Consider the following 19988-nt stretch of genomic DNA (forward strand, 5'->3'; position numbering starts at 1 on the left):
ACCCTTTCATTTGTGACAGATTAGTGTCCTTTCCATAATAATCACATAATTAATTTTCCCAGTATATCCACAATCTCAAAACAAAAACTAACCTTATCAGGGGGTGAGAAAATGGACATTCATAAAGATGATTTAAAAAGGGATAAAGATTTACTCAGCTCGACATATACTCCAAATCAGCGCTATGTGCCCGGCGGATCAGTTGACGAGCACAGAGATTTTGAAGCGGGAAATATCATTCTGACGGGCGATGAAATAAAACAGCAAAATGAAAATTTATAAAACCACAAACTTGAATAGGTAAAACATATCCATTTATAGACTCAACGAAAGGGGTATTCAATTGGATGTAATCGATCCGAAAAACTTAAAATTTGGTGATGAAGTTTTCGTTATCTACCGTAACCCGCACGTACCATCTGTATCTAACATTAAAGCAGGTGAAATTGTCCAGCATCCTAAGGATCCTAACGCGTTTGCCCTATTCCTAAATGAAACCCTGCATGTAATTGAAGATGATGATGCTCTCTTTGCTACGCAAGAGGCAGCCGAAAATGCATATCTTAATGCAATGGATCCGTATCAATCTTAGCCATCAGCCTTCTATTTAAGGTTTTAACCGCTTTTCAACGGGTAAATTTAATTACGCAAGCCAATTCCAACTAGGAGGGATGAAGATGAGGGTTTAACAGCATCTTCTAAGCTCGTCATTGGCTCTGCACTCGAAGGAGGATTTGTCTACCTAAAGAAAGGCACCCTTACCCCCAACAAAATGATACGACGCGGAAAGCTTTAAATGAGCAAATCCTCTTTCATTTTAAAGCACATCCATAAAGGGTGTGCTTTTTTTGCAATTTTTAGAAATTTAAAGGATTTTATCTTTCTTAACTCGAATTTAGTAAGCAATAAAAATGTTTGGGGTGACTGTATTGCTTCAATTAGAAATTGAACCTGCATTAAAACTCAATGAAACCCGCTTGCAGCCTTCCTACAGAATGGACCTCAGGGATTTTTCCGAAAGGGAATACAATAAGTTTGTAAAATTGAATACAGTTAATGATTGGAGTCAGCTTCGCTGGAAAGATACAGGAAGACCATACGAGGTAACATCCTTCGCTCAGGAAAAAAAAGAATGGGAGAAAGTCAATCAACAAAGTTTGCCTGCTCACACTTCCTGGCAAATGTTCAACAAATCATTTCACAAGTGGTTTGTGAAGGATGTTCCTGCAGAAATGGACAATTCGAAACAAAATTTCATGGAAAGCTTAAAGAGTTTCAAGCTGACTGAAACAAAGTCTGCATTAGGTGAACTGATTAGAATTCACCTATGGAACTATGCTCACCGGATTGAAGACGGCATCTGGGACCCAAGGGGCAAGCGAGCATTATTCGAAGGACTTGACTTAGTAAAGCCAAGAATCCTCTTCCTGGGAGCCGCTGAAGGTTACGAGGCCATGCAGTTGAGTGCCATGTATCCCGGCGGTGACATTGTGTTTGTAGATTACGACCCTTTCTGCAAGGATACGAGGTTTAGGGAGTTTCCAGACACTTATCCATTTCTCGGAACCAATCCCTCAACAGGAGGAAATAAAGTCTATCATAAGAGTGATTTTGAGACTGAATACATCGTGGAGGATATCCGCAACCTTCCTTTTGGCCATGAATTTGACATTGTCCTCAGTGTGGGGCTGCTTGAGCACTTCCCGGATACTTTAAAAAGCGAAGTGGTGGATTGGCATAAGAAGTTCCTAAAAACAGGCGGTTATATTATCATGACCACACCCAGAGCTCAGTTAAAATCCAAGCTGTATTATGAAATCATGGCCGATGTCATGAACCATACATACAGGGAACTGATGACCGTCGAACAGATGGGGCTTTATTTATACGAAAACGGTTTGGATATCTTAAGGCATGGTTATATCAAAGTCCATAACGGAATCATCGCACGTCCCAGATAAAAACAGGCCCTTTTCAGAAGGGCCTGCACATTTTATAGATCCGACCTCTTGACCGGTTCTTCTTCATTATTTGTCTGATTGCCAGTGCTTGAAGTATATCCTACTCGGTAGGCAAAATCCTTCTTTTGTTTTAACGCATCCGGCATTTTGTATTGATCTCGATTCGATTGAAATTCACCTTTATGCGACACCTGTACCCCTCACTTCCTGCTTTACTGATAGCCTCTGTTATTCAGTTCATCTTCTGCTCCAGAAGAGCGCTCAATCTTTCCGCCTACTTCCCCTTCTACATAGCTGTCACTAGCCTGCTCATGTGTCATGGCAAGCCCTTTCGAAAGCTCGTCATTTTTATGATAATCCGATGTATCATACATCCGCCCTGCAAGCTCATTACTTTTACCTTTATTCTCTTTCATGAAAGTCCCTCCTTTCGTACTTAGATTATTTTTTGATATAAATAGTAAATCCATACTTCTGTTTTCAATACTGCAGAAACTAAAAACAAACCCTGGCCTTACAAGGAAGGACAGGGTTTGTTGAATACTCTATAACCAAATTTTCAGTTTGCAGTAATCTGTTTCGAGTGACTTCTTTTTTCATCCTTCATTAACCAGACTGTCAGCAAAACTCCCATTAAAGTCAATGCAGCAAAAAATAAGTACACTCCATAAATACTGAATTCTTCAAAAATTATGCCGCCGAAGAATGTGAAAAACCAGTTGCCTAAGCCGTTGCCGACTGCCGAGTATATCGTTACGGCTGTTGCTGTAATATGCAGCGGAGTAATATCCCGAATATACTGCAAACCAGCAGGAATGAACAATCCCAGTGAAAAGCCCTGGATCACAGCTGAAGCGTATACAAGAGATAAAGCAGGTTCTGTAAAATAAAAAATCCATCGAATTAATGAAACAATCGCGGCAATAAAAGCGACCTGAAGCAGCCCTAATTTACGGATCCAGCTTCCTGCAGCCCTCATAAATGGAATTTCAGATAACACTGCAATAAGAAATGCGATGCCAATCCCTGTATAAGTGCCGCCCCGGTCCTCCACAAACAGACTAAAGTAAAAGTTATTGGCCAAATTAGGACCGAAAATCATGAATGTTACTCCGAGGAAAATTAAAAATTTTTTCATCTGCATTAAATCCTTCATGCCAGCGAATAGCCCTGCAGGCCGCCCTGAAGGTTCTTTGGGCATTTTCATTGAAAAAGAAGCCGAGATCAATAATGTCAGGAAAAAAGCGTAGAATATCACATGTGGGTTCCACTCAGACAACCGGCCCATAACAAAAACCGCGAGTCCAAATCCCAGTGAACCAAATAATCGGACATTTCCATAATTGACCCCAGCTTTGCTAGTGTACTTCAAGGAAATACTGTCTGATAAAGGAATGATTGCACTCTGAAAAATCGCGAGGAGCGTTGCGATGATCAAGAACGAAATAAATCCATCAAAGAAAACATAACCCAAAGCGGCAACACCTGTTATCAAGGTAGTTAAAGTCAGGAGCATATTATGGGCATTTTTCATGTCAGCAAGCATTCCCCAAAACGGCTGGAAGAAAATCATAATGACTGGACCAATGGACAGGATAATTCCAATCTGATATCCATTTAAATTTTCAACCTCACTTAAGTAAACACTTAATAAAGGAAATAAACTGCCTATGCCAAAAAAAACAAAAAGATAAAAGCCTTGCAAAGTAAAGATATTGCGCTTAACGTGCATGTCCATCTGTATCCTCCGTACTGACAAGTTATAAAGCTATATTTTACCACTATTTTAATATAAGAATAGTTCATTTTGTTTTATGCATTATAAAAGAATAAATAAAGCGTTTTCATTTCATCCAGGTCATGTTAAAATAATGTTGCTATGTGATCAGACGTCTGCTCACTGTAACAATTCATTAACCATCTTGCCAAAAGAGGCGGTGAAAACATGAAAGAAATCATCTTAAGCTTAGTTGCTGGTTTAGTAGTAGGAATCCTTTTTAAATTCCTAAAGCTTCCTCTTCCAGCACCTCCAGTTCTTGCAGGTGTACTCGGAATTGTCGGAGTTTATTTAGGCGGTGTTGTTGGAGAGTGGATTCTGAATTCCTTTAAAGGTTGATCGGCTGCTTATGCATAGACTCTTTCTGTAATCCTCACTTCAGGCAATTCAAAATACTTATCCGAATAGGCACATGCTAAAAGGATTACGACTGCATAGATATGCTCAAATTAAACTGCCAAGGCAGCGAAAAGCAGAAACAAAAATCCACGGAAAGTTCCGCGGATTTTTATTCTTTACAATCGCTTTAAGGCATTTTGTGCATATACTGCCTGGTTTGCAGGTTCGCTTCCCTCTTTCGCTGCCCCTTTCGCATTCAGGTATACATATAGAGTGCCAACAAAAAAGCCTCCGCCTATTATATTTCCCAATGTTACAGGCACAAGGTTGTACAAACTGCCGGCAATACTGACTGTTTCAGGATGCGGTACGAGAAGCGCAATTGAAAAGAGGACCATGTTGGCCACACTGTGCTCGAATCCAGAGACAACAAAAGCAAAGACCAAAAGCATTATGACTCCGATTTTTGCTCCATCTCCTTTTATACTCAATGGAACCCATACAGCAAGGCAAACGAGCCAATTACACAGGATAGCTCGAAAGAACAATTGATAAGCCGGTGTATTCATTTTCATGCTCACAGTTTCCATCATATACTGTGTTTTCTCTGGTGCCAAAAATATTCCTGACAGCATGACAAGAATGGCAAAGAACAATGCTCCAAGTAAATTTCCGGAATAACATGCAATCCAGTTTTCAATGGTATCCTTCCACGTCGTTGCTTTTTTCAAAGAGCTGATTGTCATCATCATTGTGTTGCTTGTGAACAGTTCTCCACCGCCGTACAAAATCAGGATAAGTGCCAATCCGAAAAAGATCGAGCTGGCGATTGGTGTTGCAGCTGAATGAGCATCAAAAAAATATTCACCTAACCTGTAAGAGACCATAATGCCAAAGCCGATATACACGCCAGCAAGCGCTGCACGCAGGATGTACTTACCCTTTGATTCACTAAGATACTCTTTCTTTTTTAATGCAGTGTTGATGGCTAATTCCATTGACTGTTCACTCATTGTTAAGACTCCTCTATTTGTGAATAAAATCACATTTTTGCTGTTAGATTAATCTTAAACCCGAAATCATAGTTTGTTAATAGATAAGACCATGAACTGTTTATGTCCATTTTCGAAGCGTTTTCATTCGCATTGTAGAGAGTATTGATAAGGAATGATCTTTTATACCACTAAATGAATAGGGGAAATCCCTTAGGGTTGGGAGAATTCTTCCTTAACAAGCCTCGCTAATGCTAAAAGAGCCCTTCTGTTAAAAAGGCTCTTATAGCAGGGATCAATTAATAAATTACCTGGTTTGAATCAGGTATCTTCACGTATAATACCTTCTTCGATATGTTTTTTATCCATTCTGTTCAACAGCTTCCTATGCTCTTTGGACTCAAAAATAATATTGAAATCATAGTCTTCCGGATAAAGCTCCGACGCAGGCAAGTTCAGCTTAAGGCGTTTATGATTCACCTCGACTTTTCGCTCCCTGACCTGGACGAGGTAATTCCCCTGATGATCTGGTCCCCTATAAATAACACCCAGTTCCCCGGTGCTTAATACATGAACACTATCTCCCATTTCAAACTTTATCACTGGATTCTTTGAAACCTTAGAAGACTTCTGTCTTTTATGTCGGTTTACTGTGATTTGCCGTTCTCTTGCTTCCAAGGCTGCAGGATCTTCCACAAATAACGAAGTGTAATCATGCTCTGCTTTGTAGGTTATTTCATGAGCCCGTTCAAGCAGCTTTGGATGAATGCCCAGTTTAAGCGCAATCGCAAAAGCCTGGCTTTCCCCTCCCTTTCCGATCCGCAGGCGATAAGTAGGCTTAAGTGTATCAAGATCAAATTCCATCGAACCATTCATGAAATCATCATGATTGTCAGCGAAGTCTTTAATCTCGCTGTAGTGCGTTGTCGCAAATATAGTCGCTCCCTTGTTGTTCAGGTTCTCAAGAATGGCTGTGGCAAGACCCATCCCTTCACCCGGATCAGTCCCTGAGCCCAGCTCATCAAGAAGGACAAGCGTCTTGTCGTTGGCTTCCTTCAGGATCTCTATTATATTGACAATCCTGGAACTGAAGGTGCTCAGATTTTGCTCAATGCTTTGCCCATCTCCTATATCGACAAGGACTTTATGAAAAATTCCCACTGTGCTCCCCTCGTCCACCGGAAGTAGCAGACCGCTTTGGGCCATTAATGAAAGCAGCCCAGCTGTCTTAATGGAAACGGTTTTCCCCCCGGTATTCGGGCCGGTAATGACAAGAGCATGATAATCTGTTCCGATTTCAATATTTAAGGGAACCGCTTTTTCACCAAGCAGCGGATGGCGCGCATCATTGAATAAAATGACAGGTTCGTCAATAATGGCCACTTTTTTTGCGTCAATAGACCTGCAATATTTCGCTTTTGCAAACAGGAAGTCATAGTGAACCATCGTCTCCATGGCCATCCGGATTTCCTTCTCTTTCTCCTCAGCCAGACCAGTCAAGGTAAAAAGCACTTTCTCCACTTCGGTTTGCTCGTCTATATAAAGCCATTCCATCTGGTCCTGGAATGAGCCAATTTCTTCTGGTTCCATAAAAAGAGTTGAGCCTGATGCCGATGTATCAAGGACCGCTCCTCTTATCTTGCTTCGATATTCCTTCTTTACAGGAACCACATACCTGCCGTTTCTTTGGCTGATGACAACTTCTTGAAGATATGGTTTTATTTTTGCAGATTTCAACAACTGGTTAAGCCTTTCTTTTAGACGCTCTTCCTGGATTCCTATTTGTTTCCGGACCCTCAATAGCTCCCTGGATGCGTAATCGTCAATCTGCCCATTTCGTATACATCTTTGTATCTCAGCAGCAAGTTCGGGAAGTTCTTCGATTCCATGGACATATGCAGAAACTCTAGGAGCGGCATACTCCTTATCCTTCATGAAGCGGCGGATCTTATTGCAGGTTTCCAGGAAGGAAAGCAGCAGCACAAGTTGTTCTGTCCGAAGCGGGATTCCTTTGTTAAATCCCTTAAGAACTGTTTCTATCCCTTCAAGACCGTGGATTGGAACACTGGTACTAATCCTGAGAATTTCTATTGCTTCATAAACTTCCTCCTGCCATGATGTCATCTGCTTCAGATTGGTGGAAGGCTGCATTTCCCTTGCTTTTACTCGCCCTGATTCAGTTAAAGCAAATCCGGCGATTTCTTCCTTTATTTTGTCGTAACCAAGAACTGTGAATGTTTGTTCGTTCAAGTTAGTTTCCTCCTTTAAAAATATAAAAAGCCGCAATGGAACAAGTCCATAGCGGCTTCTAAAAATGCCTTGCAGACACGGCTCAGGCACTCTTTTCCAAAAGAAAAAGCTGTGTACAAGTACACAGCTTCTGCTTACGGATATCAAGCATGCTTTACTATGTTCATTGTTCTTAACATTCAATCCAGCGCATAATTAAATAAACCCACTGCAGGCCTATTAAAAAATCCGGATTGACCGTATGAAATTAACGGTTTAGTTAAGAACGGCACCTAACATAAAACATACTCCCTAATGTAAAAAAATTATCTTCTACAATAGAATACTTCCATTTCACCAGGTTAGTCAACCACATTTATCCAATTAAGTTATAAATATAATAACAATAGGTCCAAAAAAGATTGTTCACATTTTCTCTATTGACCTATTGTTTATATTTCATTTTAAATTAGGTTAAACAACGGACGGAAAAGGTGGAGATTGTGTGGCCAGCCAGGAAAACCCAAATAACTTAACGTATGAAATGAGCGAATTAATAAAGGCATCCGAAAAAATCATTAAATTCAAGAAAGGAACTTTTTTATTCCGCGAGGGACAGGAAGCGAAGGAGATGTATGTTATTCTGTCCGGCAAGGTACAAATTTCAAAAATGAACGCCGAAGGAAAAGAATTGTATTTAAGATTATGTAATAAAAACGATATTGTCGGTGAGCTAACTCTTTTTACAGCAGGACCCAGATACTTATTTAATGCACGAGGGGTTGAAGATGGCGAAGCAGCAGTTGTGAATATCGAAAATCTGGAACAAGTATTATTCAATAACAGCCAGCTTGCGTACCAATTCCTTAAGTGGATGAATGACCATATTCGAAGAACGATCACTAAATTCCGCGACCTTGTCTTGAACGGTAAAAAAGGAGCGTTGTATTCAACATTGATCAGGCTAAGCAATAGTTATGGCACTAAACAGGAGGATGGCATCCACATCAATGTACCAATCACGAACCAGGATTTAGCTAATTATTGTGGAACAGCAAGGGAAAGCGTCAGCCGCATGCTCGGTGAACTGCGTGATGAAGGAATCATCTCCATACACAAGAAAAGGATCATCATCCATAACCTGGACTACTTAAAACAACAAATCGACTGTGAAAATTGTCCGATCGAGTATTGCAATATTGAATAAAAGTGAAAAAGGAAACCAGCGGAGGTTTCCTTTTTCATATGGATCCTTACAAAAATACCGGGAGAATTATAGGAAGGAACAACGAAGTTATTATAGCGGCCATTCCCATTGCTGCTCCCGAAACTGCGCCCTGAAGCTCTCCTTCCCTGGCGGCTTCTGCTGTCCCAATTCCGTGAGCAATGGTTCCGATGGCCAATCCTCTCGAAAAAGGGTCATCGATTTTCATGATGTTCATAAGAAACGGGCCTATCATCGCCCCAAGCATGCCTGTAATCATGACGAACGCAGCAACCAAAATCGAGTCTGCCCCGATGATCCTGGCAACCTCTGAAGCTACAGGGATTGTGATTGACTTGATCGTCAAAGAAACTAGGATCAATTCCGATAGATTAAGCATATACGCTATGAACACAGCTGAAAGTATGGTCGAGACGATCCCTGCAATTAGACCGGACAGAGCCGGAACTGCGTATGCAGAAATGATTTTTCTTTGGCGATATAATGGTACGGCTAATGCTACAGTAGCCGGTCCCAAAAAATAGGTCATAATCTCACTTGCTGGTTCATATTCCTTATAAGATATGTTCAGCAATAGCAGCACGGCTATTACAATCACTGTACTCAAAAATACCGGGGAAGTCAGTGGAGATGGATATTTGCCTGCAGCTTTCCTGGCGAGAAGGTATGCAAGCAATGTTATGAGAATACTAAAGATCGTGAGCAGAAGAGTTCCCAGCTTTCTCCCCCCCCTTTCCGCTTTACCAGGACATGTGAAGTGCCTCCCGCAAATACCATTCCAACAATAGCGCTCAAAACTAAAATAACCGCTAGTTGAATCCCATTTTCTGCAATAATTCCCCCTAGAGTCATCAAACCAACTGAAATCGGCACAAAAAAGAAAGATAGATGCCTGACGAGAAAATCCGCTGCGCCTTCAAACCATTCAAGACGGACTACCCTCGTCCATAACAGCACGAACAGTAGGATCATTCCCAAAACATTCCCTGGGATGCGCAGATTGAAAATCTCTACAATATAAAATCCAGCTTTGTTAATCAGGATCAACCCTGCAATTTGCAATATGTATTTTAAAATTTTATCAGCTTTCAAGTTATAGTCCCCTTTGTATTCCCATGGACATTGAAAATGTTTTTTACAATTCATTATAAATCTCATTCATTATATTTCAAGAATATTCACTTATTTACTTTCGAAAGTGCCATATTAAACATAGTTCACACAATGTCCATATGATTTCCTGATATTTTTTATATCTTTATATGGGGGAGGATTGTGTTATGAAAAAAATCTATCTTATCAGTTCATTAATTGTATTAATAGGCATTACATCGGGAATTTCATTCTTTCTAATCAGGGACGCCAATGCACAGATTCCAGAGGACATCACGCTAGTAACCATGGATGAAGAAAACTATACTTTTGGAGAAGAAACAGAGACCATCAAACTTGTGGAATTCATCTATACTCACTGTCCTGATATTTGCCCGACGACCACACAAAAAATGAACCTGCTGCGCAAAGACTTGATCGGAGAAGGAGTATATGGGAAGGAAGTTCAGTTTGTTACTGTTACAATTGATCCGTACCGGGATACCCCTGAAGTTTTAAGAAAATATATGGACAATTTCGGACTTGAAAATGACGGCAATTGGATTTTTTTGACTGGCGATCCAGCCGACATTTTAGAAGAGCAGCAGAAAATCAAACAGGTTGCCGATACATTCCAATTCCAGTATCGTGATCCAGGGAACGGATTCTATGTCCATAGTACATTTACTTACTTGATTGATAAAAACAATAAATTCATAAAAAAATTCCCGATGGGGGAAGATTTCAATAAAGATGAAGTTTTCGAAGAAATAATGGATGAGTTATAGAACAGAAAGCGGAAGCGACTCGTTCAGCCCTGACAAGCGCTGGAGGGCTGACCATGGAAGTCGTTCTTTGACTTCAATGGGCTGACCGAAGCGACTCGAGGGGCTAGGCGCTGGAGCTGGATTAAGAAAACTTAATAAAATTATCCACAACTTAATAACTTTATAAATTCCTTAACCACAAAAAAAGCGGTTGAATGCACCGCTTTTTTTGCTGTTCTATTTTGCTTACATGTTTACTTTTCATTATATCTGTCTTAATATTTCTTGGATGCAGAATCTGTATAATGATAAGCATGTCTATCTCTTAATGTGAATTCACTGTTGTGGGATGTTTCTCTGTTTTTTGCAGGGAGAAAAATTCTGATTTTGGCTTAGTGAAGCTGACTTTTATCCCTGATTCCTTTAGACGGTTAACAAAATCAACCAGCTGCTTTTTAGCCATTTCAAAAACTCCTTTTACCATCTTTATCTAATATTATTTTACATGAAAAATATGAAATATGTGTGAAAATGAGCAAAAAAATTGACAATAGATATTAAAAATTATCGTGAATTTCCCAATAGACACTCCTTAGGCATTGTGATAAATAAGAAACAAATTAACTCATTAGTTGCTACTCTCGCCTTTTCCCATTTTGTTCCCTCTAAAAACACCTTTCAACAAAAAATTGTTCCATTCATTCGCTCATAGCATTTAAACATGATATAATCTTTGGGATATATATTAATGGAGGCTACTAAATAAATGATTACAGTTCAAAATGTTGGCTTGAGATATGGTGACCGCAAGCTCTTTGAAGATGTTAATATTAAATTCACACCAGGTAATTGCTATGGCCTGATTGGTGCTAATGGCGCCGGCAAATCAACTTTCCTTAAAATCTTATCAGGAGAAATTGAAGCGCAAACAGGAAATGTATCCATGACACCTGGTGAGCGTATGGCAGTGTTGAAGCAGAACCACTTTGAGTACGAAGATGTAGAAGTGTTGAAAGTCGTCATCATGGGACATGCCCGTTTATATGAAGTCATGCAGGAAAAAGATGCAATCTATATGAAGGCAGACTTTACAGATGAAGACGGCATGAAAGCCGCCGAGCTCGAAGGTGAGTTTGCTGAGCTTAATGGCTGGGAAGCAGAATCCGAAGCAGCGATTCTTCTTAAAGGCCTAGGAATCGGCGAGGAGCTTCATGATAAAAAAATGGCTGATATCGGCGGCGGAGAAAAAGTAAAGGTCCTTCTTGCACAGGCACTATTCGGCAAGCCGGATGTTCTCCTTCTGGATGAACCTACCAACCACCTTGATATCGCTGCGATCCAATGGCTGGAAGAATTCTTGATCAACTTCGAGAATACTGTTATTGTTGTATCCCATGACCGTCATTTCCTGAATAAAGTTTGTACTCATATCGCCGACCTTGACTTTGGCAAAATCCAGCTTTATGTCGGCAACTATGATTTCTGGTATGAATCAAGCCAGCTGGCTCTGAAAATGCAGTCGGATACAAACCGCAAAAAAGAAGAGAAAATCAAGGAACTGCAAGCGTTTATCGCGCGTTTCAGCGCGAACGCTTCTAAATCCAAGCAGGCTACTTCCCGTAAAAAACTGCTTGATAAGATTTCTCTGGATGATATTAAACCATCATCCCGTAAATATCCATACGTTGGATTTACTCCCGACCGTGAAATAGGCAATGACTTATTAAGAGTTGACGGAATTACCAAGACGATTGACGGAGTAAAGGTTTTGGATAATGTCAGCTTCATTATGAACAAAGATGACAAAATTGCGCTTGTTGGGAAAAACGAAATCGCGATTACGACTTTGTTCAAAATCCTTACCGGTGAAATGGAGCCAGACAGCGGAACTTTCAAATGGGGGGTAACGACATCACAGGCGTATTTCCCTAAAGATAACTCTGAGTTCTTTGAAGGCTGTGATCTGACCCTGGTGGACTGGCTACGCCAATTCTCACCAAAGGATGACAGCGAAAGCTTCCTTCGCGGATTCCTTGGACGTATGCTTTTCTCAGGTGAAGAAGTATTGAAAAAAGCAAGCGTACTTTCCGGCGGCGAAAAAGTCCGCTGCATGCTTTCAAAAATGATGCTATCTGGAGCAAACGTCCTTCTGCTGGATGAGCCTACTAACCACCTGGATCTAGAATCCATCACTGCCTTGAATAATGGCATGATTAATTTTAAAGGTTCAATGATCTTTTCATCCCATGACCACCAGTTCGTTCAAACTGTGGCCAACAGAATTATGGAAATCACTCCTTCAGGGTTGATTGATAAGCAGATGACTTATGATGAATACCTTGAAAATGAAGAGCTGCAAAAGCAAATTGCTGAAATGTACGTATAATAGAAACCCTCGGGAATTTCCCGAGGGTTTCTCTGTTTTAAACCATGACCTTATTAACTTTCCTAATCTTTTTTCTGTTTCTTTCTAGAAGAAGCAGCGGTTCTGCTGCCTGTTTCGCTCACCGTTGTCCCCTGCCCTTCAACCTGGGATGAATTCAACCCTATTGTCGATGGATCCTTTTTTCTTTTATTGCTCATAAATACCCCTCCACATTACAGATAGTCTTCTTTAATATTGTCTTGCGAAAAGAATATTTTATACTGCTGGCGGACAACTTAGATTAGTGAGGAGGTGTTATTGATGGCAAGAGTAGGTGTAGAACAATCTCTAACGAATATTTCTGAAGCCTTGCGTGAAAGAGGCCATGATGTGGTCGAGTTACGCTCAGAAGCTGATGCACAAGGCTGTGACTGCTGTGTTGTAACTGGAATAGACTCTAACGTCATGGGGATGCAGGACGTTTCAACACAAGGTTCAGTCATTGAAGCAAACGGACTTTCCGCAGATGAGGTTTGCAGGCAGATTGATCAAAAAACCGGACAGAATCAATAATACTAATGAAACTGCCGATCAGGCAGTTTTTCTTTTCCCCTATTTTTCTTTTCCTGCCCCTAATTCATGATATTTTCACCAACTTGTGATATTTTCTGTATGTAGGATGAATCTAATTTCGATATAATCAGTTATATCTATTGTATATGTTTAAAAAGGACTGTTTGAAAGGATGTCAGGATTGAGGAAATTACATATTGTTCTTCTCACAGCCCTCTCACTCTTCATTTCAGGATGTGCAGACGACAGGGAATCAAGGAGAACGGAGCTGACTATCTCTGCCGCAGCAAGTCTCCGGGAAGTCATGGAAGAAGCTGGGCAACTATATATGGAACAGAATCCGGGAATTAAGATTGTCTTCAACTTTGGCGGATCTGGTTCCCTGCAACAGCAAATCTCCCAGGGTGCCCCGGTAGACTTATTTATTTCCGCGGCTGAGGATAAATTCGATTCCTTACTTTCCAAAAAGCTCATAGATCAGCAACACAGCGTTAAACTGCTTAAGAACGAACTTGTAATGATCACACAGAAAGAAAACAAGGATATCGACTCAGCTGAATCGCTGACTAGCGTTAATATTGAAAGAATTGCCATGGGCACAGCCGAATCTGTTCCTGCCGGAATGTATACGAAACAAGCATTGATATCGTTGCAATTGTGGGAAAAACTTGAGCAAAAAGTTATTCCTGCCAAGGACGTTCGCCAGGTTCTTTCCTATGTTGAAACAGGTAATGTCGATGCTGGCTTTGTTTATAAAACAGATGCATTGATTTCCGATAAAATCAGGATTATCCCTTTGAATGGAAAAGCACTTCACGATCCTATTGTTTATCCAATTGGTGTAGTGGCAGGGACTGAGCACCCTAATGAGTCCATCGACTTTTTCAATTTCCTAAATGGACAAGAAGCAATGGACATTTTTAAAAAATATGGCTTTAAAGCAGCATTGGAATGATTTTTATGAGCAGTGATTTCTGGAGTCCGATTAAACTATCCCTTGAAGTTGCTTCAGTGTCGGTAGTATTCGTGTTCTTATTTGGCATATTTGCTGCAAGGTTTATGGCAAGAAGGCGTTTCCTTGGCAAAACAGCAGTAGAGACGTTTTTGACATTACCTTTAGTACTGCCTCCTACTGTGGTAGGATTTCTATTGATTGTTGTCTTTGGCATAAATAGTCCAATCGGAAGAATGATTGAACATGTTTTTGGCAGTCCCCTTATCTTTAGCTGGTGGGCAGCTGTTATTGCTGCATCTGTCGTTGCTTTTCCATTGATGTATCAATCAGCCAAGACAGGTTTTCTGTCAATTGACCCTGGAGCGGAGGAAGCAGCAAGAGTAGATGGAGCAAATGAGTGGAAGGTTTTTTTATATGTTACTTTACCCCTATCAGCAAAGACATTAATCACCGGGCTCATTTTAAGCTTTGCCAGGGCTCTTGGGGAATTCGGAGCAACCCTAATGTTTGCCGGCAACCTGCCCGGGAAGACTCAGACCGCTCCAACAGCAATCTATGTAGCGCTTGAGTCTGGAAATATGCAGTCTGCCTGGCTATGGGTAATCGCCATGGTGGGAATATCGTTCCTGATGCTCCTTACGACTTCATTATTAAAACAATCATAACCCGGGATTAACGAATAAATATGCCCTCTAAGTGGAATTTTCCAACCCCATCAAACCGTATAGTAAAAGCCATGGATCTTCCATGGCTTTCTTGCATTCTATTAGACTATAAAGTGTATATTTTAGAAAAAGCCAGGTTATTTCACAAGCTATTAACCTTTTATTCTAATGTTACAACGAGGTTGATGGGTTCCCCGATTTTCTTTTTGTCCTTATCAACCAGGTCACCTGAGAGGATTTCCACTTTCTCAAGGCTTTCAAGCTCCTCCACGATAAACCCGAGATTCCCTTGCTTCTCTTGTCCGGATAAAATCTCTCCATGCAATTCTTCTAGGTAAAAATCGTCTTCCCATGTCTTGTGGATACTGTCATTAATATTCACCATTGCCACAGGCCCAAAATGATAGCTTTCACTGGAATGATTTTTTACTTCTACGCCAATTTTCACAAAATCAAATTCTTCATCATGTGTATATGGATGGAAGAAATCGACCAGGCTGTAGTCAGGAATAAAGTGCAGCAACTTAATATCTTTAACCTTATATTCAATTCCATTGATGTTGAATGTTTTATTGACTTCTTTTACCGCCTTAAGTGTTAATTCTCCTTTATCGTCAATCAAAGAATCCCCTGCTTTATTCAGTTCCCTGTCATCCGTAACTTGCGGGTTCGGTACGTACACTTCTGTATTTTTCTTTATTGGTTTCTCTGCAACAGTTTCAACAGGCTTCGTCTCCTCATTTGAATCTGCCTGTGCGAATGAACAGCCCGTCAGCAGTGAAACAGCCATTATCAACTGCAAATATATTTTAATTTTGAAAACCCCTTTTCATTAAATCTCCCGCATATCCAGGATTCCGTGGGAGATTTTCAAATTCATTACTTTCTTTTGCCATTTGCAAGGATATCAAAAATGTTTTTCGCATTGTCAGTATTGTCGATCTGTCCGTAAAATCGCTCTTTACCAGGACCGAATGCATATACAGGGACGTCTTCACCAGTATGCCCGCCAGTTGTCCACCCAGTGTGGGAACGCTTGTCAAAAATCTTTTCGATAGCGTCGTCAATGTCTCTAGCTTTTTTTGTTGAGGCTACGTCTTTTACGGACTGAATTTCTTCCGCAGTTAACTCAGGAAGACCTACAGACTTAAAGTCAATATATTTCTTTAATATTTGTTCTGCATCAGCACCGTTAGCAATTTCGGCAGCCATGAAATCTGGAGTACGTTTTGCAGCTTTGATTGGCGCACCAAACCAGTTATAGATTCCATCTGCACCAATTGAATATCCTCCAGTCGAGTGGTCAGCAGTCGCAACAACTAATGTATGCTTGTCTTTCTTAGCAAATTCGATAGCTGCTTTGTATGCCTTCTCGAAATCTTCCATTTCGCTCATGGCAGCAACAATATCATTGTCATGTCCAGCCCAGTCGACCTGGCTGCCTTCTACCATCAAGAAGAAACCATCCTTGTCTCTTTTCAAACGCTCTATTGCTGATTTTGTCATATCTTCAAGGGATGGAGTTTCTTCATTGCGATCGATCATCTTGTCCATTCCACCTGACGCAAATAGGCCAAGCACCTTTTCGTTCTTGTTATTTAGCAGGTCTTGCTTGTTCGTTATATAGCTATAGCCATCTTTCTGGAATTCCTCTGCAAGATTCCTGTCATTACGAACAAAGTTACTCACTCCCCCGCCAAGCATTACATCGATTTTATGCTGACCATTAACTAATTCATCATAATAATCATCAGCAATAGCATTCATATTCTTGCGGCTTTCATCATGCGCTCCAAAAGAGGCTGGAGTAGCATGTGTTATTTCAGAAGTAGCAACAAGGCCTGTAGCTTTGCCGTTTTCCTTGGCAGCTTCCAAAACGGTCTTTACTTCTGTTCCGTCATTATCTACTGCAATCGCATTATTATAAGTTTTAATCCCCGCTGACATCGCTGTAGCAGCTGAAGCAGAATCAGTTACGTTTTGTTCAGGGTCTTCTGGATAAGTCATCTGGCTGCCTACTAGATATTTGTCAAATTCAGTCTTCTCAGCTTCTGCAGTTTCAGGATTATCCTTCAAGTAGCGGTATGCTGAAGTATAGGAAACTCCCATCCCATCACCAATCAAAAAAATAACATTCTTGATTTTCGCAGAGTTATCTTTTGCTTCATTTTTCGCTTCTGCGTTGAAAGTACCTGCTAAGCTGCCGAACGCTACTGTTGATAGAACAGCGATCGGGAGAATCTTCTTTTTAAAGTTTGCCTTAATCATTTCAAGACCTCCAGAAAAGTTATTTACTACGCTTTTTAATATACTGGGAATCTATTAATCTCTTATTAATTCAATGTAAAAAACCATTGAGTTTTTGTTAAGCCGTCATAATCCTTCATTTCACTTTTTCGACAAAATAAAAAGCAGGTGATCGCTCACCTGCTTCGAAACCTTCTGCTCTTTTTTTGTTTTCGATTGATCATCCACAGTGCAGCCGCTGCCATTAGCACTACTGCTCCTATTAAAGTATTGACAGATACCAGTCCGCTTTGTTCCGGCTCTGGTGCAGCCTCCTTTTTCACTTCAGGTTTTTTCCCTATCAGGGGTTTAAGTTCGATAGACTGAATTATTTCCCCATCCTTCTTATAAATCTTTAAAATTCCATCTTTGTCCACGACTCTCTTGCCATTTTCAATCGGTTCAGTAAAAAGGAGATTTTGACTTGCTTTGAACTTCAGATTTCCACTTGCGAAGGTTTCCCCTTCTTTGATTTGAGAGGATTTAAAAGCAGCGAAGCCATAATCGAATAGCTTGGCAGTATCCTCATAAATTTTCCGTTTGTATTCTGATTTCAGCAGGATGGCCGTCAATTTCAACTGGCCGTTATCAGCAGTAGTGGCAAGCGTTTGTTTTGATTGGTCTACAAAGCCTGTCTTTCCCCCTGTGATTCCTTCATATGGTATTTCACCTTTTAGCATACGGTGATGAGAGTGAATGGTTGTATCCCAGGACTCTCCATCCCAATCTACTTGCTTAGTCCCAAAAATTTCCCGAAAATCCGGATTGTTCATCGCATAGTTTAAGATCAAGCCAAGGTCCCTGGCTGTTGTATAATGATTCTCATCGAACAAACCATGCGGGTTGACAAAATGAGTATCCTCTACGCCGATATTTGTCTCCAGGAACTGATTAAGCTTTTTTGAATAGCTCTCCATCGAACCATCCAGATGGATGGCAATTGCCAGTGCAGCGTCATTTCCTGAATTAATAAGCATTCCCTGGATCAGCTTTCTCAATGAAACCTGTTCTCCAGGGTTGAGATAAACCCTTGTTCCATCGATATTCTCTATTTCCTCACTTACTATGACTAGCTCATTAAGTTCAGCTGTTTCAATTGCATAGATGGCAGTAGCAATCTTTGTCAAGCTCGCAGGATACATCTTTGTTTCTTCATTTTTCCCGAATAATACCGCACCAGTCTCCGTGTCCATCAAAACAGCAGCTTCTGAAGTTAAAACAGGATCTTCTCCCTCTGCTTTAACTAATCCGGCAGAAAAATACACGCTCATTAATAATAACAACATAAACAGGGCCATAAACTTCCTCATCATACCACTTCCAGTATCCTAATCTCTCCTTTTATTTTAGCAGAATCCTGTCGAAAGATGTTTAGTGTTATTATTTTTTAATTAAACTGGAATAAACTGAAAAGATTGTAAACCTATCACCATGAAGCCAAACAAGCGTTATCTCAAAAAATCAGGTCACCAATGAAATTCATCGGTGACCAAATTGTAACTATAATTTATTGCCATTGACTGAGGTTTTGAGACCCTTTTCCCCTCAATTCCCTCCGTTGAACACGATATTTTCCAGATAGGAAATATAGACGTCATCCCTGGCCAGAGCAGCTCCATACTCCCTTTTTACAAATCGTTCAGCTAATTCAAAACCTTCAAATGGTCCGTGCCGATCCTTACTCTCCTGTTGAACGAAATATCGGGTACCATCTGTATAAATCAGATAAAAGTCACGGTCGCGGTTCTCATATAGACAACCATTTTTGGAGTCCTTTAGATTATAAGTATTTCTAAAGGCGTCCGGCTTAATTGGATCCAGCGGAAAAGCTTGTTCAATATAGCGGTTATAAGCCTCCTTGTTTATGGAGCAACCAGATGCTTTAGCGTGTCCGCCCCCGCCAAATTCGCCAGCGACGGCAGAGACATCCACGTCATCATGGATTGTCCTGAAGCTTATTTTCTTTCCGCCTAAATTTAAAATCGCTATATAATCCAGATGTGGATATTCCTTGCCAAGCTCGTTCCCCAATTCGGAATGATAGGATTCCGCGTGAACGACGCCTCCATATAAACCATCTGTTTCAATTTGGATAATTTCCCGTTTTTTCCTCCTGATGTATCGCTCTATTTTATCCTCTTCCATCTCAAGCAGTTTTTTTTCAAAATCATCATAATCAAAACGATCTCCAGATGTCAGACGAGGTACCATCCGCTCTTCAAATTCTTCTATTGAAACCATAAAAAACAGGTCGTTCAAATTCTTTGCTTTGTAATTCTTAAGGATGTCCCAGTCCCAAGTATCATATTGCCTGACAAGTTCAACAAACTCATCCAGAGATCCATTTTTAACCAGATGATTTTCCTGGACTAAATAGTCATATACAAGTGATGCTGCGCTAGTCAGTGTCCCGGATTCATCCTCCACTATTACGCTGCCCCAGCTGTATTCATTGAAATGCATTGCAGTTTTATGGTGGTCAATCAGCTTTGCCTTTCCCCCTTCATTAACAAACTGATTGATTTTTTCAGTGTTCTCATGGTTAACAGATAAATCGGTTATGTAAAGGTGGTCCTCCTTTTTCATGCGGTCATTCATTCTGTCAAAATATTTCTCCACCTGGAAGTTAAGTCCAGAGACAGAATTATAACGGACATCGGCCTTTTCACCGAACGCAAGCCTGAATAAAATCCCGCAGGCCACTCCATCTAAGTCATTATGCGTAAATAAACGGTACATACTTTCCTCCTTGGTTTGTATCT

The 19988-nt window shown here is 40.6% G+C and carries 23 protein-coding genes; 10 read left to right on the forward strand and 13 right to left on the reverse strand.

What is annotated here, in order from left to right:
* Positions 1-111 precede the first annotated feature (111 nt).
* The 3 genes from FOF60_RS14730 to FOF60_RS14740 all read left to right on the forward strand — a co-directional run bounded on the left by FOF60_RS14730 (position 112) and on the right by FOF60_RS14740 (position 1961).
* A complete protein-coding gene (locus FOF60_RS14730; RefSeq protein ID WP_192471715.1) occupies positions 112-282 on the forward strand; it encodes a hypothetical protein in 171 nt (56 codons plus the stop codon).
* Between the two features lie 61 nt (positions 283-343).
* Complete coding sequence (locus FOF60_RS14735) at positions 344-592, forward strand: transcriptional regulator SplA domain-containing protein (protein ID WP_192471714.1); 249 nt, start codon at positions 344-346, stop codon at positions 590-592.
* 328 nt (positions 593-920) lie between these two features.
* Positions 921-1961: a class I SAM-dependent methyltransferase gene (locus FOF60_RS14740; RefSeq protein WP_413632897.1), complete on the forward strand. Its 1041-nt coding sequence runs from the start codon at positions 921-923 to the stop codon at positions 1959-1961.
* Positions 1962-1993: 32 nt separating this feature from the next.
* On the opposite strand, the gene FOF60_RS14745 is transcribed toward FOF60_RS14740, so the two are convergent.
* The 3 genes from FOF60_RS14745 to FOF60_RS14755 all read right to left on the reverse strand — a co-directional run bounded on the left by FOF60_RS14745 (position 1994) and on the right by FOF60_RS14755 (position 3699).
* Complete coding sequence (locus FOF60_RS14745) at positions 1994-2152, reverse strand: hypothetical protein (RefSeq protein ID WP_192471826.1); 159 nt, start codon at positions 2150-2152, stop codon at positions 1994-1996.
* Between the two features lie 21 nt (positions 2153-2173).
* On the reverse strand, positions 2174-2377 hold the full coding sequence (locus tag FOF60_RS14750; protein WP_192471712.1) for a YozQ family protein: 204 nt from the start codon (positions 2375-2377) through the stop codon (positions 2174-2176).
* Between the two features lie 143 nt (positions 2378-2520).
* Positions 2521-3699, reverse strand: a complete 1179-nt coding sequence (locus FOF60_RS14755) for an MFS transporter (protein ID WP_192471711.1) — start codon at positions 3697-3699, stop codon at positions 2521-2523.
* A gap of 207 nt (positions 3700-3906) precedes the next feature.
* Between FOF60_RS14755 and FOF60_RS14760 the strand changes: the two genes are divergently transcribed.
* Positions 3907-4077: a XapX domain-containing protein gene (locus FOF60_RS14760; RefSeq protein ID WP_192471710.1), complete on the forward strand. Its 171-nt coding sequence runs from the start codon at positions 3907-3909 to the stop codon at positions 4075-4077.
* A 176-nt stretch (positions 4078-4253) separates the two neighbouring features.
* Here the strand turns inward: FOF60_RS14760 and FOF60_RS14765 are convergent, their stop codons facing one another.
* The gene (locus FOF60_RS14765; protein ID WP_192471709.1) at positions 4254-5090 is read right to left on the reverse strand and encodes a formate/nitrite transporter family protein; all 837 of its coding nucleotides are present in this window, start codon (positions 5088-5090) and stop codon (positions 4254-4256) included.
* A 300-nt stretch (positions 5091-5390) separates the two neighbouring features.
* Positions 5391-7319: an endonuclease MutS2 gene (locus tag FOF60_RS14770; protein WP_192471708.1), complete on the reverse strand. Its 1929-nt coding sequence runs from the start codon at positions 7317-7319 to the stop codon at positions 5391-5393.
* 523 nt (positions 7320-7842) lie between these two features.
* On the opposite strand from FOF60_RS14770, the gene FOF60_RS14775 reads away from it, so the two are divergent.
* Positions 7843-8505, forward strand: a complete 663-nt coding sequence (locus tag FOF60_RS14775) for a Crp/Fnr family transcriptional regulator (protein ID WP_192471819.1) — start codon at positions 7843-7845, stop codon at positions 8503-8505.
* A 46-nt stretch (positions 8506-8551) separates the two neighbouring features.
* On the opposite strand, the gene FOF60_RS14780 is transcribed toward FOF60_RS14775, so the two are convergent.
* Both FOF60_RS14780 and FOF60_RS14785 read right to left on the reverse strand, forming a co-directional pair.
* Positions 8552-9199: an LrgB family protein gene (locus FOF60_RS14780; protein WP_251614954.1), complete on the reverse strand. Its 648-nt coding sequence runs from the start codon at positions 9197-9199 to the stop codon at positions 8552-8554.
* A 2-nt stretch (positions 9200-9201) separates the two neighbouring features.
* Positions 9202-9615: a CidA/LrgA family protein gene (locus FOF60_RS14785; RefSeq protein WP_225650126.1), complete on the reverse strand. Its 414-nt coding sequence runs from the start codon at positions 9613-9615 to the stop codon at positions 9202-9204.
* A gap of 188 nt (positions 9616-9803) precedes the next feature.
* Between FOF60_RS14785 and FOF60_RS14790 the strand changes: the two genes are divergently transcribed.
* Positions 9804-10403, forward strand: a complete 600-nt coding sequence (locus tag FOF60_RS14790) for an SCO family protein (RefSeq protein ID WP_192471706.1) — start codon at positions 9804-9806, stop codon at positions 10401-10403.
* 304 nt (positions 10404-10707) lie between these two features.
* Here the strand turns inward: FOF60_RS14790 and FOF60_RS14795 are convergent, their stop codons facing one another.
* The gene (locus tag FOF60_RS14795; RefSeq protein WP_023627787.1) at positions 10708-10845 is read right to left on the reverse strand and encodes a hypothetical protein; all 138 of its coding nucleotides are present in this window, start codon (positions 10843-10845) and stop codon (positions 10708-10710) included.
* Between the two features lie 303 nt (positions 10846-11148).
* Here FOF60_RS14795 and FOF60_RS14800 point away from each other — a divergent pair, with 303 nt between their 5' ends.
* Complete coding sequence (locus tag FOF60_RS14800) at positions 11149-12768, forward strand: ABC-F family ATP-binding cassette domain-containing protein (protein WP_192471705.1); 1620 nt, start codon at positions 11149-11151, stop codon at positions 12766-12768.
* Positions 12769-12830: 62 nt separating this feature from the next.
* Here the strand turns inward: FOF60_RS14800 and FOF60_RS14805 are convergent, their stop codons facing one another.
* Entirely contained in the window at positions 12831-12965 is a 135-nt protein-coding gene (locus FOF60_RS14805) for a YuzL family protein (RefSeq protein ID WP_192471704.1), read from the reverse strand.
* Between the two features lie 103 nt (positions 12966-13068).
* Here FOF60_RS14805 and FOF60_RS14810 point away from each other — a divergent pair, with 103 nt between their 5' ends.
* The 3 genes from FOF60_RS14810 (at position 13069) to modB (ending at position 14940) form a co-directional block, all read left to right on the forward strand.
* A complete protein-coding gene (locus tag FOF60_RS14810; RefSeq protein WP_192471703.1) occupies positions 13069-13320 on the forward strand; it encodes a YkuS family protein in 252 nt (83 codons plus the stop codon).
* Between the two features lie 181 nt (positions 13321-13501).
* On the forward strand, positions 13502-14275 hold the full coding sequence (gene modA, locus FOF60_RS14815) for a molybdate ABC transporter substrate-binding protein (RefSeq protein ID WP_225650125.1): 774 nt from the start codon (positions 13502-13504) through the stop codon (positions 14273-14275).
* Between the two features lie 5 nt (positions 14276-14280).
* Positions 14281-14940, forward strand: coding sequence for a molybdate ABC transporter permease subunit (gene modB, locus FOF60_RS14820; protein WP_192471701.1), 660 nt, complete (start codon positions 14281-14283; stop codon positions 14938-14940).
* Between the two features lie 160 nt (positions 14941-15100).
* Here the strand turns inward: modB and FOF60_RS14825 are convergent, their stop codons facing one another.
* The 4 genes from FOF60_RS14825 to FOF60_RS14840 all read right to left on the reverse strand — a co-directional run bounded on the left by FOF60_RS14825 (position 15101) and on the right by FOF60_RS14840 (position 19965).
* Positions 15101-15730 (reverse strand): DUF4352 domain-containing protein, encoded by a 630-nt coding sequence (locus FOF60_RS14825; protein ID WP_192471700.1) that lies wholly within the window; start codon positions 15728-15730, stop codon positions 15101-15103.
* A gap of 89 nt (positions 15731-15819) precedes the next feature.
* A complete protein-coding gene (locus FOF60_RS14830) occupies positions 15820-17208 on the reverse strand; it encodes an alkaline phosphatase (RefSeq protein ID WP_192471699.1) in 1389 nt (462 codons plus the stop codon).
* Between the two features lie 155 nt (positions 17209-17363).
* Positions 17364-18524: a D-alanyl-D-alanine carboxypeptidase family protein gene (locus FOF60_RS14835; protein WP_264647570.1), complete on the reverse strand. Its 1161-nt coding sequence runs from the start codon at positions 18522-18524 to the stop codon at positions 17364-17366.
* A gap of 247 nt (positions 18525-18771) precedes the next feature.
* Positions 18772-19965, reverse strand: coding sequence for a DHH family phosphoesterase (locus FOF60_RS14840; protein ID WP_192471696.1), 1194 nt, complete (start codon positions 19963-19965; stop codon positions 18772-18774).
* Positions 19966-19988: the final 23 nt, after the last annotated feature.

The sequence above is a fragment of the Mesobacillus jeotgali genome, assembly GCF_014856545.2.
GTDB lineage: Bacteria > Bacillota > Bacilli > Bacillales > Cytobacillaceae > Mesobacillus.

Bases quoted from the DNA above. Each gene is read 5' to 3' on its own strand.
- FOF60_RS14730 (WP_192471715.1), top strand. From the start codon at position 112: ATGGACATTCATAAAGATGATTTAAAAAGGGATAAAGATTTACTCAGC.
- FOF60_RS14750 (WP_192471712.1), bottom strand. From the start codon at position 2,377: ATGAAAGAGAATAAAGGTAAAAGTAATGAGCTTGCAGGGCGGATGTAT.
- FOF60_RS14755 (WP_192471711.1), bottom strand. From the start codon at position 3,699: ATGGACATGCACGTTAAGCGCAATATCTTTACTTTGCAAGGCTTTTAT.
- FOF60_RS14760 (WP_192471710.1), top strand. From the start codon at position 3,907: ATGAAAGAAATCATCTTAAGCTTAGTTGCTGGTTTAGTAGTAGGAATC.
- FOF60_RS14765 (WP_192471709.1), bottom strand. From the start codon at position 5,090: ATGAGTGAACAGTCAATGGAATTAGCCATCAACACTGCATTAAAAAAG.
- FOF60_RS14775 (WP_192471819.1), top strand. From the start codon at position 7,843: ATGAGCGAATTAATAAAGGCATCCGAAAAAATCATTAAATTCAAGAAA.
- FOF60_RS14790 (WP_192471706.1), top strand. From the start codon at position 9,804: ATGAAAAAAATCTATCTTATCAGTTCATTAATTGTATTAATAGGCATT.
- FOF60_RS14795 (WP_023627787.1), bottom strand. From the start codon at position 10,845: ATGGCTAAAAAGCAGCTGGTTGATTTTGTTAACCGTCTAAAGGAATCA.
- FOF60_RS14800 (WP_192471705.1), top strand. From the start codon at position 11,149: ATGATTACAGTTCAAAATGTTGGCTTGAGATATGGTGACCGCAAGCTC.
- FOF60_RS14805 (WP_192471704.1), bottom strand. From the start codon at position 12,965: ATGAGCAATAAAAGAAAAAAGGATCCATCGACAATAGGGTTGAATTCA.
- FOF60_RS14810 (WP_192471703.1), top strand. From the start codon at position 13,069: ATGGCAAGAGTAGGTGTAGAACAATCTCTAACGAATATTTCTGAAGCC.
- modB (WP_192471701.1), top strand. From the start codon at position 14,281: ATGAGCAGTGATTTCTGGAGTCCGATTAAACTATCCCTTGAAGTTGCT.
- FOF60_RS14825 (WP_192471700.1), bottom strand. From the start codon at position 15,730: ATGGCTGTTTCACTGCTGACGGGCTGTTCATTCGCACAGGCAGATTCA.
- FOF60_RS14830 (WP_192471699.1), bottom strand. From the start codon at position 17,208: ATGATTAAGGCAAACTTTAAAAAGAAGATTCTCCCGATCGCTGTTCTA.
- FOF60_RS14835 (WP_264647570.1), bottom strand. From the start codon at position 18,524: ATGGCCCTGTTTATGTTGTTATTATTAATGAGCGTGTATTTTTCTGCC.
- FOF60_RS14840 (WP_192471696.1), bottom strand. From the start codon at position 19,965: ATGTACCGTTTATTTACGCATAATGACTTAGATGGAGTGGCCTGCGGG.